Origin of the sequence: Grimontia kaedaensis (assembly GCF_023746615.1) — a bacterium.
Classification (GTDB): Bacteria; Pseudomonadota; Gammaproteobacteria; order Enterobacterales; family Vibrionaceae; genus Enterovibrio; species Enterovibrio kaedaensis.
In genome coordinates this window covers 1,297,877-1,311,447 of the sequence record NZ_CP082276.1, presented here as the reverse complement: position 1 = coordinate 1,311,447, position 13,571 = coordinate 1,297,877, and the positions used below count along the sequence as shown (strand labels likewise).

Here is a 13,571-nt window from a genome sequence, read left to right as displayed (position 1 = left end):
GTTAACCTTGTTGCGCCTGAACGAGGAAAGATTTAACCGGGTCGACAATCAGTCGGTTTTCCATCGCTGTGCGACCCAGCAGCATTCTAAACACCATGTTGTCACGGGCAGTCAGTGTCATCTCGATGGGGTAAGACAGATCGCCAACAACAAAAGTTGTTTCAATAACGTAACGCAGCGTCTCGTGACCACCAGAGTCACGCACAGTGCGCATATCTTTAACTTTGGCGTGACACTCTTTCTCGGTCATGCCGTCGTCTTGAATTGGGTGGATCATGAACTTCACCCACTTCTCGCCGTCTTTTTCATATTCTTCGATACCGAAAGTGTGCAGGCACGAAGTACGTGCGCCGGTGTCAACTTTCGCTTTAATCGCAGAGATACCTAAATCTGGTAAGGCAACCCATTCACGCCAGCCAACAAGCAATCGGTCATTAGAAATAGCTTGGTTATCGCCCTCGACTGCTGGTCGAGCCGTGTTTTTGTCAGTCATTGCTGTCAATGCCCCAGGTAGTGATTTTCGTACGGATGGAGTGAGCGCATCAGTCGTTGACACTAACTCAAGTAAACGATAGTTGCTCTGCGGCAACATGCCGCTCACATTTGTAAGAACTGATTGAATAATCAAGACTATCGTTACCGCTGGTTGCCAAGACAGGGCCGCTACTCAGCGTACTGAACTCCGGCGGCGCACATCATCATCCACTTACTCAGCACCGCACCAAAGAGCGCGCAAGTTACAGCTTTGCGAAGCAAGCGACAAGTCAATTTGTTGTTCGTGACGATAAAAGATATTGATGAATGGTTGGCGTCAATTTCATGAAATATCATGTGGTTGGCTTGTTGATTTATTGGGCGTCTTACCGGGAAGTTGGGCCCTGAGAGCAAGATTAAAACGCGGGAAACTACGCGAAGCGGCGGTAAAGAGCGCGTTCCAGCCAAAGATTTAAATGCGCAGGGTTTCACCATCGCTGATTCTCTTAAACCATTGATACATGGGCGTAGAAGCTGCGTTATCGATATTTGGCGCGCTGCGATTTTCGAGAATGTCGTTTTGATTGATGGTTCGCCATTCGACACTGAAGCGTATTTTACCGGTTCGGTTAATTCTGCTGGCGTGAAGGTGTGCAGAAGAGAAACAGAGGATCTCACCGGGCTCGATAACTGGACAGAATCGGTTGCTTTCATCCACGGTGTCTGTGGCTTGTGGTGAGCTGGGATACGGTACTTTTGTGCCCAATGGTGTGGATTTTCTCGTTTGTAAAAAGTCAGAATATGACCAGCTATCCGTGGTATTGGCGATGGGTTTACGCCAATAGTCAGGATAAAACGCCATGCTGCGTCCCGATTCTAACTTGAATATAGGTAGCCACCAATTCTGCTGGCAGTAAATATTCGCGCCCCATGTATCTCTGTGATGGCGAAGTGTCGCATTGTTTCCTTTATCGAAGGCATCGAGACAAGGGACGATGCGAAGCACACGCGAGTCGATGTAATTGTCTTCTGGGTTCACGCCACAGCCTTGCAATAAATGATTGATTGCCTCTTTGACTTCCGTGCTTTGTTTAAATCCATCCTGCGTGGCGGCGGCACGGTCTAAATATTGCTCCGGCGAGAGAGAAAGATGCGCAAGCTCTGGGTCGGAAACAGCAAAGCATTGATCAATGATGTGGCGGGCAATATCGAGCAGGGGCTTACAGGCTTCCTGCTGTTGGAAAACCAGCAGCTCCCCTTGAAATAACTTTTCGCTTCGCTGGGTTTCATCCAACGAACCCTGAACGGAAGAGACGTGCATAAAGAAAACTCACCAACCTGATGCAATCATCATTCAGATTAGGTGAGTTTCCTCAGTAGAAGTAGTAATAAATCGTCGGTAGTCAAACGGAACGCGACAGGTTAGCTAAAGGCGTAGCGGAGTTCTGGGTAATCGTCATCGCGGTGCCATTCGCAAAGCACATCGGTTAAACCTTCTTCATTGTCATGCTGGCCAATCTGCTTTTCTTCAAAACCGTGTTTTTGCCAAAAGCATCGGGCGGGGGCATTTATCTCGAAGGTGTATAACTGAAGGTTCTGGCTGGTGGTCTCTTTTGCCAAGTCTACCAAGGCGCTGCCAATCCCCTGATTCTGATGATCGCAGTCGACGTAAAGCTGGGTGATAAAGTTCTCATCAAAGGCAATCATACCGAGTACAACTTCAGCGCGTTTTTCAACAGCGAGATAAATGCGATTGCTCGTGGTAAGGATACGATTGAGATAGTAGCGGTGCGCTTCAAAATCATGAACCTCGGGAATACCCAAGGCTCTCTCTTTGCTGGCGCGCCACATGGAAATGGTCTGCTCTGTGTAGCGCGGGTGGTAATCAATAATTTCTATTCTTTTGTTCATATAACCCTGAGTCTACGTTGTCCTTAACGTTAGGCCGGACTGAACTGCTGCAATGATCGGGTATAAAAGACGCTGTTAGGGTCTTCCACGTATTCCCCGAATGGCGAGCAAGCTTCGAAGCCGAAACGCTCGTAGAGACGATGCGCTGGCTGAAATTCTGGTTCAGTACCTGTCTCTAAACTTAGACGTGTGTACTGACGCCTGCGTGATTCTTGGAGAATATGTGCGAGCAAGTTCGCAGCGACACCTTTTCTCAGGTGATTTTGTGAAGTGCGCATAGATTTGATTTCACCGTGAGAAGGGCCAATTTTCTTTAACGCGCCACAACCCGCAAGCTCACCCTCGATCCACACACTCCAAAGCGTCACATCTGGTGATTTCAGGGCGCTGAGGTCGAGTGCATGCACACTTTCCGGTGGGCTGATTTCGTGCATGTTATTCAAGTGTTCCTGGAGGAGGCCTTTGATTTCCGGGCCGCTCAGATCGTCGATACGAATTTCCATGATGTCTTCCTCCATTCCTTTGAGTGAGAGATCATTTAGCATTGGCTTTGGGCGCTGTTCAAGTTGAGTTGAAAAGCGTATTGGTGTGTTGTTCCATAGCTTAATAGAGGTAAATCTCCGCTGGTTTTATATTGGGTGAATTATCATTCTGTATTTAATGTGTATGAGCGAGTATTTATCCAAAAAAGCATTGGAAAGATATGCATCCACTTGAGCTTAAATATTAGATTTGCTTCAACCTTTTATGTATCTCAATCACCCTGCTGTCTTATCTATAAAAAAGCCCCTTTGCAGGGGCTTTGGAAACTTGATTATTGAGCGGGCTTAAACGCCAGCTTTCGTTGCGTTCTTTGTTTGTTGTAAACCATGAGCACCAAACTCATCATCACCATGGCAATGCCGAGCCATTGATAAGGTCCCAACACTTCACCCACAAGGAAAATACCCAGCGTTACGGCGGCTACGGGGTTTAGCATGCTGATCATTGCCATGCTGTCTGCGCCAATCTTCTTAATCGAGCGTGAAAACGCCCAATACGCGAATGAGCTGTTGAGCAAGCTCACCCAAATTAGACCCGGTAATTCATGGGTGGTAATGGATTTTGGTGCGCCTTCCACAATAAATGCCAATGGCACCAGTAATAAACCGCCCAGTGTTAACTGCCAGGCTGTCAGGCGGAAAATATCGGTAACAGGCCAGTCTTTCAGCCAGAGTGATGCCCTTGCGACCAACGCGGTCGCCGCCAGTGCGGCAGCAGCACCAATCGGGTCAATGTCAGCAGTAGGATTCAGGATCATCACAATCCCTGAGAAGCCGACCAATGCCAACAGCAGCATTTTAAGTTGTGGCCGTTTTCCTTCAACGAGCCACTGCATCAACATCAGTTGAAGTGGCAATGTTGCGCCAAGCGTACCTGCCACAGAGCCGGGCAGTCGATAAGCTGCGATAAACAGAAGTGGAAAGAAAGCTGCGATGTTAAACACGCTGAGCAAAGTCATTTTGGACCAAGGAAGCGGCGGGCGACCCGGTTTCAATAACAGAAGCAATAAACCCGCTGGCAATGCACGCCATACCGCCACCCAGAAAGGGGAGAGATCATGCAAGAAAAGGCTAACGGCTGCGTAAGTGCTCCCCCATAAAATAGGAACGAGTGCAGCTAACAGGTAATTTGCCACGTGTGTCTCCGGTCAAAGTTTTTTCAAAAAGTATCTTTTACAAAAGATAAAGTATTCACTTTGTCTCTTATGATCAAGTATCTTTTGAAAAAGATAAATTCAGTGCCGAAGTGAAAGACGTAATGAAAGCTGATCATGTCGATACCATCATCGCCCAATGGGCCACACAGAAACCGGATCTAGACTGCTCACCAATGGGGGTAATTGGACGTTTGGGGAGAGCGAAACAGATCATCACACCGAAGTTGGATGACGTGTTTAAGCAAAATGAACTCAGCAGTATTGAGTTCGATATTCTCGCCTCCCTACGCCGCGCTGGCGAACCTGTCACCCCGACAGATCTTTATCAAACCCTGATGCTGTCTTCCGGTGCCATGAGTACGCGTGTTGATGGTTTGGTGAAGCGTGGCCTTGTCATAAGGCAAGCCAGTGACACTGACAGAAGAAGCTGTTTGGTTACTCTGACAGAAGAAGGCAAAGCGCTGATAGACAAAGTGATCGAACAGCATGTTGAGAATGAACGCCAGATCCTTGCTGTCCTGTCTAAGGAAGAACAAACGCAATTGGCTGGCCTTTTGAGAAAATGGCTGGTAGCCAACGAATAACTGTTTGCACTGAAGCTGAGAAGCCAAAGTGAGTTGATCCTGTGCATACTCAATGTTGAAGGGAGTATGCGTAATAACAATGATGAAAGTCAGCGAACTGGTCGCAATGGATTTGAACTGGGTTCGGGGGAGAGGATACGCGGTTCAAGTCTATCCTCAAGGAACTCAAGGAGGGCGCAGACATTAACGAAGCGATTCAAATGGTCCGTTGTACATGCGAGAAGACCTACGTGCTGCAAGATGGTGGTCATCGTATCATTGCAGCTTTCAAAATCTATCAAGACACAGGCAAAGACCTCGATATTCCCGTGAACCTGTTTAAATCATCTATTCCTTGAATCCGTATCTACTGCTTTGGAACGCGGCACTATTTAACCCTACCCAATACTGCTTACTTCTTTGTTTTTCATCTAAACATTGAGCCAAACCAGCTTCCTCATTTTCACCAAAAATTCATGTTATCCCCAGCTTCAGGTTCCAGCAGTCCGTGACCTTCTTTCTTATCGCCGTTCTGTTTCTTTTTATCCTTGGCTACCTCGCCGGCATTTTGATGGGCATCGGTGCGTCGCTGGCTGGGGGCGGAAATGACAGACAGTGCTTCTATCACTCCCGGCGTTTTTCCCATCAGGCTTTACTGTCATATTGAGTATGTTATTCGATATATTCATAGGCTTACGACTCCCATCTTTGCTGTCGAGACCAACTATAGTTAGTTGATAAATCGCCATATAAAAGTAGCTTGGGGGAAGCATGATTCGAATCATTTATGCCAGTTCTGCAACCGTTGAGTTCACAGAAAGTAAATTGATGCAATTGCTGGGGAAAGCGCGCCAGAACAATGGGGAGCTGGATGTCAGCGGGCTTTTGCTCTACGCCAAAGGGAACTTTTTCCAGATCCTGGAGGGTGATGATCAGAAGGTTGATGCGCTCTTCAACAAAATTGAACAGGATGACCGCCATGGTAGTGTTGTGGTGTTAGACCGGGCTGAGATCTCAAAGCGTACTTTTCCTTCCTGGTCGATGGGCTTTCGAAATCTGGAAAGCTTCGATAAATCGCAGATTCGTGGCTACAACGATTTTCTGGATAGGAAACTCACAGCGGAAGAATTTGGCGATATTGGTGATGAAGTCATTTCCCTGATTAACCAATTCCGCACTATTTGAATACCTTCGCTGATTCGAATATTCCTCCAAATAGGCCTGTCTGCTCCATCTAAAAAGAGACGGGTTTACCTTTCTTTCATAAATATTTTTTCCTCCCAATATCAAGTACAAATAAGATACTTTTTGCATGTCTCTATTTTGAGTCAGGAACTGACAAGTTGCTAGAGGTAGTATCTCCGTAACAAGGAAGAGCAATGGTGATGTACTGAGTGCTTTCACTCGGTTTAAACCAATAATCATATTAAATCAATAATATAGAAAGTCAGTGGCTTGATCATAAAGTCGTTTTCAAGGTCGCTATTGGAGTGGAACTGAATCGGCGGAGAGTGTAGATCATGCTATATGTTGATGGACTGGTAACGGCCTTACCCGTTGCCAATAAAGAAGCCTACAAGCGTTTGGTTCAAGACGCGATCCCCTTGATGCGTGCTTATGGCGCACTCAATGTGGTGCACTGCAATGAGCAGGAATCTTCTCGAAAGGTCACGGTATCAGAACTTGAATATGGCCCTTCGGTTGTATTGTTTTCCTGGATCATTTGGCCTTCTCGTGAGGCTCGGGATCAAGGCATGGAGCGTATGCTGGCGGATCCGCGAATCGACAACGTGATGAACCCGGTCTCGCTACACGGTGAAAGGCTAGATTTAGACGAAGACTTCACCCCTCATTTCCATTGAGTGAAAGCCTTATAGGGCTGAACTTTCAAAGCGTAATCAGGAAAATCCGCTGCAAAGTCAGCGGTTTTCTTCTCCCTCACGCGACAATGATCTCATTTCTCCGCATCGCCCAATTATCACGTTGATTCTCGCCACAAAGGCCGTGCATGGTTGAACAAAAAGGAGAGAAGCAATGAGTCAGTACATCGTCAAAAAGCAAGATATCGAATCCATGGAAGGGCAGACCAAAACCCACTTCCTGAACCCCAACGCGGTGCGAACGGGCAAATCTCTCGGTGATTTGGTGGGCTTGACCGGACTTGGCTTCCATATTGTCGAGATAGAGCCGGGGTTTGATTCGACCGAATATCATGTCCACTACTTTGAAGACGAGTGCGTTTATGTTCTCTCTGGCACTGCGACAGTTACGATTGATGATGAAGATTTCGAAGTGGGTGAGGGCGACTTCATCGGCTACCCTGCTGGCGGGCTGCCACACGTCATGGCCAACACAGGCAACGAAACTCTTCGCTGTATTGTGGTAGGTCAGCGTCTCGATCATGATGAAGCGGATTACCCCAAGCAGAACAAACGCATCTTCAGAAACAAAAACCGTCCTTGGCAAGTGGTGGATATCGACAGCATTGATTTTCCTAACGCAGGGAAGAAGTAAGCGATGAGCCACAAGAATGAAATCACGTTGGTGACAGGCGCAAGTCGTGGCATTGGTGCTGCGACAGCAAAGCTACTGGCTTCACAAGGATATACGGTTTGCGTGAATTACCATTCCCGCAAAGATGCAGCGGACCAAGTGGTCAGAGAAATTGAAGAAAAGGACGGCAGTGCCTTTGCGGTGAGAGCCGACATTTCAACAGAGGAGGGCGTCGCCACGCTTTTTGCAGCGATTGATGCCCACGCTCAGCCTCTGACTGGCTTGGTGAACAACGCAGGTATTCTTTTCAACCAAAGTAAACTGGTGGATTTAACTGCCGAGCGTATCAACAAAGTGCTAACAGCCAACGTAACGGGTAGCTTTCTTTGCGCCCGCGAAGCCGTAAAACGCATGAGCACCGAACGCGGCGGAAAGGGCGGAGCGATTGTGAATGTTTCCTCTGGCGCATCGCGTTCTGGTTCGCCAGGTGAGTATGTCGATTACGCCGCCAGTAAAGGCGCGGTGGATACCCTAACCATTGGGCTTGCCAAAGAAGTTGCTGCCGAAGGCATTCGCGTTAACGGCATCAGACCGGGTTTTATTCACACCGGTATTCATGCCGACGGTGGAGAGCCAAACAGAGTAGAGAGACTTGCACCGCGCATCCCTATGCAACGTGGCGGAGAGCCAGAAGAAGTTGCGAGAGCCATATGCTTTTTACTCTCTGAAGATGCGTCTTACACAACAGGTAGTATTTTGGACGCCACGGGTGGAGTGGTTTGATACTGAGTTGAGAGATGGAAAAAAGAGCGAACGGTTTTCTTGTCCTGTTGTTGGGTGTGGTTATCGGGGCAAGTGGCGGGTCTTTAATCACCTATCACGCCACCCGCGCTCAGATTCATGCTGCTGAAGAAGGGCGAGACATCAGCCGTGAATTGCTTTCCGAAAGCGCGTCTAATACATCTTTGGCTTTCATCGAGACGCCTGACCCTACCGAAAAAGTACTTCCTAGAACAGCCCCTTCATTTGACACAAAACCTGCCGAGGCAGAGCCTCCTTTAGAGGATTTTCTGGCGTCCAATGACGACTTTGAAGAAAACGGTACGGAAGATGACTCCTCACAGGCTTATTCCAACGCCCCGGAATCTGAGCTTAATGACCTAGTTCCGATTGCCGAGCAAGAGAGCGAGCAAAGGACTGAAGTCACTGTACAGGAGAACTACGATCCTTATGAAAGAGTTCTTACGCCGTCGGAGTCCAATAAGGTATTCAATCACTTCCAAGAGAGGTATGCGGAGTTCGCCAAGCAAGAAAAGACCGATGAACATACCCATATCGCCCAAGGCTTTAAGGACCACTTTGACCTTTACGTGGTTTCCCAAGATGCTCAGTTAGATAAAGCGGAATGCCGAGTTAACGCTTGTGAGCTGAGAATTAGTAGTCCAAATACCTCCTTTAGTGTGACGGGAAAAGTCTTAGATATCGTGAGAGAACTGGATATAAAAGCAAAAGGCATGCAAGGCATTGATAGTTATGATGTTGAGCTAGAAAGAAAGATCTATATGCTCTTGATTGAGATGGAAGAGTTTGAGGGGTAGAGGGGAAAGTGAATCGGGAGAGATACTGTTTTGATAGGATGCCAGCAACCTCTAAGGCGAGTAGGCATGGCCTTTCTAAAAGTACCTGTCCCGATCTGATGCTTCATTTTATCTCGTTGAGATCACCCATGTGTTTGCACATGCGGATGTAAATAAGCGCAATCCAAGCTTGAAAAAGTATCACTTCGAAGGGGGTAGTGACGATATCTTCCTCTAAGGGAAACGCATAGGAATAGTAAATCCCTAAGCCAACCAGCATCGGTATCAACCAAGGCAATAATCTGAGCGATACAACGAAGTTGATACTGAAATAGCGCCCAAGAAAGTCTGTACCTTTGTCTCCGCCATTTGCTTTATAGGCGAAAAAAGTTCCAACAATCGTAATGACAAGCAAACCAAAGTCATCAACTTTGTCCCAAAGATTTGAGCTTTCCATGGGAAAGTAAGCACCAAACGACGTACCAAACAAACCCAGCACGATATATATCAAAACATAACTAAAGCGATCTTTCTCCGAGAAAACGCCTTGCTTGATGTTGTTTTTTAGCGCTTCTATATTCCAAAAGTACATTAATCTTCTCCTGACATGCTTTGACTGATGGATACCCATCAAAGTGGCCTGAAAGCCTATTACGCATAGCTCTTCCTTAGCCACGTCAAAAACCAAAGGCATAGCATGACAAAAGCGATTGAGAATTATTACCGGAGGAGTGAAGAGTGTCGCTACTATTGAGATGTAAAACAAATCTTCAACAGATGATCTAAAGAGTTCGAAGCACAAAACCGTGAATCGTCCCCCAATACTTTGCCCACAGGCTTATTGCGGTAATGATTTTTGTCATTGAGTGGGGAGATAAAGCAGACACTTAAAGCGAATATTTAACTGAGCTATTTAGATCTCTGAAACCACTGCTCTCGTGAAATTTTATAAAGACAATGTCTTTCTAAATCGTGCCCTTTGGGGAGTTTGGGATGATCAAAGTTCTGGTTAATGTTTTCCATACCCAGCTTGGTCATTACACGTTGTGAAGGTTTGTTGGGAAGCGCGGTAAAAGCATAAACTGAAGGGGAACCGAGCTTACAAAATGCAAACTCCAGCGCGCCATATGCAGCTTCTGGGGCATAGCCTTTTCCCCAAAACTCAGAAGATAATCGCCAGCCAATCTCCACAAACGGTGCGCAAGGAATGCCGCTCTGCTCATCTTGGCTGTGAAGCCCAACAAAACCGATAAATTGCCCCGTGGCTTTCAGCTCAACGGCCCAAAACCCCCAGCCTCTTTCAGTAATCAGCGATTGTATTCGCGTCGCCTGTTCATTGCTTTCTTCTTGGGAAAGGGTTGAAGGGAAGTACTGCATCACTTCTGGGTCAGCATTCAACTGAGCGAAAGGCGCAAAATCTACCTCTTTCCAGTCACGCAATATGAGCCGGTTTGTTTCGATCACAACTTTGTTCCCCTTGATGATGATTAATGTTAAAGCTGGTCATGATGGCGCAGATCAGTCACGTGTGGTGTTGAGCAGTATCTTTTTAATTGTATATACCTATACGCATTATCACATCATTTATGACCGTATTGGTGTTATCTATAAGGCACTGCAGAATGATTAGAAATTCGATGATATCGTCTAACACACAGAAAATAAGCGATGATTTCGGGACTTCTCGGGAGGGAGGTATAGAACAGTAGGGTGAGTGGACAGAGTCTTTCTTACTATGTCTGTCCCTGTAGTTACCTGCTCTTATGGACATATTTCTCTGATTACCTCAAACAACTCGAACTTACGATCAAACCAGTAATCATCAAAATCCCACTCATCAATTTTTGCCTCGCCAATGAACCCAATATGCCAAATATTCTGAGCTACCAATACCCAAGGAATAGCGTTAAGTTCCTCGTCAGAAAGCACTGAAATTGACTGATAACCACTAAGGAATGCTGACCATTGTTGTTTAATATCGCCACAATTAGTGAATAGAAGATTCCACAAGAAGACTACAGGGTCGTATATACGCCAACTTCTACAACAGAAGTCAAAATCAAGTATCGTGACTTGCTGAGATGAGAAGATTGCATTGCCCCAATGAAAGTCTCCATGACACAAGACCTCAGGTAGACTCAACTTGGACAAGCTAAGCTCCGCTTGCGTAGCCAAGTTTTCTATGACGTCAATCTCTTGTTGCTTATGGCTATAGCCTGCTTTGATATTGAGCAAAGGAAAAGTCAGCAACTCTTTAGCTTTTTTATCCGGAAGATCTTGCCTGCTCTTTGTTAAATGCAGCCGAGCGCACTCTCGACCAAATAAGTAACACTGAGAAGCGCTGATTGTGGATACTGTGTCACCATGTACAAAATGGCTTAACACTGCATACTTATCGCCAAGATGCTGGACATAGTCACCATCAACTCCCTTCTTCGGCAGAGTTACGGAAACCCCATCAGCTTTCAAGCTAGCATTAAACTCGGTTATTGAAGTCAACTGCGATAAGGAGCAGTCACTAACTTTATAAAGCTTAACCACATAGCGTCGAGAGCAAGTCGTTTTGAGTTTATATAATTCATGCATACTCGAAAGAGGAGTAACATCAGTGACATTGATATCGTAAGCTTCATTTAGCTTTTGTTTTAAGTATCGAATGTTTATTTTCAAAGATGCCCCAATATTTATAACGAATGACATGGATTCCTCTTCATGAGGATTTTCCACACTTAAGTGTCGCGTTGGATACCGAAGGTAACCATGTCTTCTCAATTCTTTTGCGGCGTTGACCTCGAAAAAGGGAGGACAGACACTCTTAGAAAAAGATCGACTTTCTAAAAGTGTCTGTCCCAGTAGTCCTTATAGTGATGGAAGTCTGCTATTCTGCCCTCAATTCGGGATGTGAAGTGGGTGGTTTGCTGATTTCCAATTAAAATTGGAACGTTAAATTTTACAGAATTTTTCCGGCATTCTAGAATTAATGACTCCTGCCTTATAACCGTTGTCTTCCTTTACTATCTTAACACCATAGAATGCAGAGCAACTCATATCGAATTCATAATTAGCACCTTCTTCCACCTCGATTATCTGATTACCATGACAGTATTTTCCAGTCACTATTTTTGATGCGCCAAAGTAATATAGGTGGAACGGTTTCCCTGCGGGAATTACCAACTCTTTATAGTCTTTCGGCTCTATTTCTCCTTTTCTTCCTGGTAACCATGGCATGCCATTACTTGATTCTTCTTCAGAGCGATTCATAAGTATATTGCCGAGTACCTCTAGCTCCTTCATATTTTCACAATTACTATCCATGACTTGGAATGCAGTAACAATATCATTTGACTTAATCCGGAGGTTTGCCGTCGGCCCAGAAGTCGGAGGCTCGTATTCTGTAAAACTTACACAGCCGTTCAGTAGTAAAACTGAAACCAAAAATATCAGATAACTATTTTTCATACATACTTCCTTCGATAATACAATACCCACAGCACGGGAAAAATATTAGCTGAGCAGCTTTTTGTCCCGTGGTTGGGCTTTCTCCGTGTCTTTCACGACTTGCCGACAGCATTTTTTTGAAAAAGTTACTGTGTGTTGATTTGCCGCAAATTGAGAGTTTGTGACCAAGAGACAACAACCTAAATGTTAATTCAAATGTGTGATCGGAATTTCAGACGCGCTACACAAACAAAAGTTATTTGCAGGACTCTATACCAACCTGAGACTAGATAAGAGAGGACAGACACTTTAAGAAAAAGACCTATTTATCAGTTTCATACGTTCGTGCACACCTCCCCGTTACCAACCATTCGACATGCAATGATGTATTAGCTGGGGTAGGTTAAACCTATTCTTTAGCTATGTTTTTCTGACCCACGATGACCACAGCGCGTGCTTCACTGATTAACGTCGATGCCACTCCCTATTATCACTGCGTTTCGCGTTGTGTCCGTCGCTCTTTTCTTTGCGGCTACAACAATGAGCAGGGAAAGTGTTTTGAGCACCGGCGGGGCTGGAACAACGTTTGATAAAGCTAGCTAACGCATTCTGTATCGATGTATGTGCTTACGCCATCATGAGCAATCACTATCATGTTGTTTTGCACATTAACAAGGATTGCGCTAAAGCATTGTCACCGATTGAGGTTATCGAGCGCTGGCTGATGTTCCATCAAGGCCCTCTTTTGATTCAACGTTTTATGCGTGGCGAGGTTCTATCAGAAGCCGAACAAGAACGTTGCATGGAAATCATCGAAATTTGGCGAGAGCGGCTGACGAGCATCAGTTGGTTTATGCGGTTATTGAATCAACACATTGCGGCGGAAGCGAACCGAGAAGATCAATGCACAGGACACTTCTGGGAAGGTCGCTTTAAAAGCCAGGCATTGCTTGATGAAAAGGCTCTTGCGGCAGCTATGGCGTATGTAGACCTCAACCCCATACGAGCAGCAATCGCTGATGCTCCCGAAACTTCTGAGTACACATCGGTTAAAGCTCGAATTAAAGCGTTAAGAAATGACCAAATAACCCCTGAAGGTCTGCATGTTTTCGCAGGATATCCCCGCAAAGATCAGCCAGAAGGTATTCCTTTTCGTCTATTGGATTATCTGGAGTTAGTCGACTGGACTGGACGACAAGTTCGTGATGATAAGCGGGGGAAAATCGATTCCACCTTACCGCCATTACTTGAACGTCTTGGGATTGAGCCTAAGCTTTGGCTAAAAACAGCATCATATATTGAAGTCGGAAATATGGTGGGTAGTGAGGCATCAGTCAAAGCGGCTCTGCCGCTTCTTCATCGTCAAAGAGTATCGGGTCTACGTTTGCCCGACAGCTAATTTACCTGTTTCTATCC

17 protein-coding genes and 1 pseudogene are annotated in these 13,571 nt (G+C 45.9%); 8 read left to right on the top strand and 10 right to left on the bottom strand.

Going from position 1 to position 13,571, the window contains the following annotated elements; translation table 11 throughout:
* Position 1: 1 nt before the first annotated feature.
* The 5 genes from K6Q96_RS22825 to K6Q96_RS22805 form a co-directional block, all read right to left on the bottom strand.
* Positions 2 to 493, bottom strand: a complete 492-nt coding sequence (locus K6Q96_RS22825) for an ATP-dependent zinc protease family protein (protein ID WP_251880415.1) — start codon at positions 491 to 493, stop codon at positions 2 to 4.
* 453 nt (positions 494 to 946) lie between these two features.
* Positions 947 to 1,795: a type 2 periplasmic-binding domain-containing protein gene (locus K6Q96_RS22820; RefSeq protein WP_251880413.1), complete on the bottom strand. Its 849-nt coding sequence runs from the start codon at positions 1,793 to 1,795 to the stop codon at positions 947 to 949.
* Between the two features lie 101 nt (positions 1,796 to 1,896).
* Positions 1,897 to 2,385 carry a GNAT family N-acetyltransferase gene (locus tag K6Q96_RS22815; RefSeq protein ID WP_251880412.1) on the bottom strand — a complete coding sequence of 163 codons (489 nt, stop codon included), beginning with the start codon at positions 2,383 to 2,385 and terminating at the stop codon, positions 1,897 to 1,899.
* A 29-nt stretch (positions 2,386 to 2,414) separates the two neighbouring features.
* A complete protein-coding gene (locus K6Q96_RS22810; RefSeq protein ID WP_251880410.1) occupies positions 2,415 to 2,888 on the bottom strand; it encodes a GNAT family N-acetyltransferase in 474 nt (157 codons plus the stop codon).
* A 311-nt stretch (positions 2,889 to 3,199) separates the two neighbouring features.
* On the bottom strand, positions 3,200 to 4,063 hold the full coding sequence (locus K6Q96_RS22805) for a DMT family transporter (protein ID WP_251880408.1): 864 nt from the start codon (positions 4,061 to 4,063) through the stop codon (positions 3,200 to 3,202).
* A gap of 122 nt (positions 4,064 to 4,185) precedes the next feature.
* On the opposite strand from K6Q96_RS22805, the gene K6Q96_RS22800 reads away from it, so the two are divergent.
* Positions 4,186 to 4,668 (top strand): MarR family winged helix-turn-helix transcriptional regulator, encoded by a 483-nt coding sequence (locus K6Q96_RS22800; protein WP_251880406.1) that lies wholly within the window; start codon positions 4,186 to 4,188, stop codon positions 4,666 to 4,668.
* Positions 4,669 to 4,868: 200 nt separating this feature from the next.
* Positions 4,869 to 5,006 carry a hypothetical protein gene (locus K6Q96_RS22795; protein WP_251880404.1) on the top strand — a complete coding sequence of 46 codons (138 nt, stop codon included), beginning with the start codon at positions 4,869 to 4,871 and terminating at the stop codon, positions 5,004 to 5,006.
* Positions 5,007 to 5,110: 104 nt separating this feature from the next.
* Here the strand turns inward: K6Q96_RS22795 and K6Q96_RS22790 are convergent, their stop codons facing one another.
* Complete coding sequence (locus K6Q96_RS22790) at positions 5,111 to 5,293, bottom strand: hypothetical protein (protein WP_251880402.1); 183 nt, start codon at positions 5,291 to 5,293, stop codon at positions 5,111 to 5,113.
* A 125-nt stretch (positions 5,294 to 5,418) separates the two neighbouring features.
* Here K6Q96_RS22790 and K6Q96_RS22785 point away from each other — a divergent pair, with 125 nt between their 5' ends.
* The 5 genes from K6Q96_RS22785 (at position 5,419) to K6Q96_RS22765 (ending at position 8,738) form a co-directional block, all read left to right on the top strand.
* Complete coding sequence (locus K6Q96_RS22785; protein WP_251880400.1) at positions 5,419 to 5,832, top strand: BLUF domain-containing protein; 414 nt, start codon at positions 5,419 to 5,421, stop codon at positions 5,830 to 5,832.
* Between the two features lie 335 nt (positions 5,833 to 6,167).
* A complete protein-coding gene (locus tag K6Q96_RS22780) occupies positions 6,168 to 6,509 on the top strand; it encodes a DUF1428 domain-containing protein (RefSeq protein ID WP_251880398.1) in 342 nt (113 codons plus the stop codon).
* A 172-nt stretch (positions 6,510 to 6,681) separates the two neighbouring features.
* Positions 6,682 to 7,161 carry a cupin domain-containing protein gene (locus tag K6Q96_RS22775; RefSeq protein ID WP_251880396.1) on the top strand — a complete coding sequence of 160 codons (480 nt, stop codon included), beginning with the start codon at positions 6,682 to 6,684 and terminating at the stop codon, positions 7,159 to 7,161.
* Between the two features lie 3 nt (positions 7,162 to 7,164).
* Positions 7,165 to 7,923: an SDR family oxidoreductase gene (locus K6Q96_RS22770; RefSeq protein WP_251880394.1), complete on the top strand. Its 759-nt coding sequence runs from the start codon at positions 7,165 to 7,167 to the stop codon at positions 7,921 to 7,923.
* A gap of 14 nt (positions 7,924 to 7,937) precedes the next feature.
* The gene (locus tag K6Q96_RS22765; protein ID WP_251880392.1) at positions 7,938 to 8,738 is read left to right on the top strand and encodes a hypothetical protein; all 801 of its coding nucleotides are present in this window, start codon (positions 7,938 to 7,940) and stop codon (positions 8,736 to 8,738) included.
* A gap of 103 nt (positions 8,739 to 8,841) precedes the next feature.
* Here the strand turns inward: K6Q96_RS22765 and K6Q96_RS22760 are convergent, their stop codons facing one another.
* The 4 genes from K6Q96_RS22760 to K6Q96_RS22745 all read right to left on the bottom strand — a co-directional run bounded on the left by K6Q96_RS22760 (position 8,842) and on the right by K6Q96_RS22745 (position 12,176).
* Positions 8,842 to 9,309: a hypothetical protein gene (locus K6Q96_RS22760; protein WP_251880390.1), complete on the bottom strand. Its 468-nt coding sequence runs from the start codon at positions 9,307 to 9,309 to the stop codon at positions 8,842 to 8,844.
* Positions 9,310 to 9,626: 317 nt separating this feature from the next.
* On the bottom strand, positions 9,627 to 10,181 hold the full coding sequence (locus tag K6Q96_RS22755; RefSeq protein ID WP_251880389.1) for a GNAT family N-acetyltransferase: 555 nt from the start codon (positions 10,179 to 10,181) through the stop codon (positions 9,627 to 9,629).
* 297 nt (positions 10,182 to 10,478) lie between these two features.
* Positions 10,479 to 11,417: a phosphotransferase enzyme family protein gene (locus K6Q96_RS22750; protein ID WP_251880387.1), complete on the bottom strand. Its 939-nt coding sequence runs from the start codon at positions 11,415 to 11,417 to the stop codon at positions 10,479 to 10,481.
* A 243-nt stretch (positions 11,418 to 11,660) separates the two neighbouring features.
* On the bottom strand, positions 11,661 to 12,176 hold the full coding sequence (locus tag K6Q96_RS22745) for a hypothetical protein (protein WP_251880385.1): 516 nt from the start codon (positions 12,174 to 12,176) through the stop codon (positions 11,661 to 11,663).
* 419 nt (positions 12,177 to 12,595) lie between these two features.
* Here K6Q96_RS22745 and K6Q96_RS22740 point away from each other — a divergent pair.
* Positions 12,596 to 13,554: pseudogene (locus K6Q96_RS22740) on the top strand (transposase).
* The last annotated feature ends 17 nt before the right edge of the window (positions 13,555 to 13,571 follow it).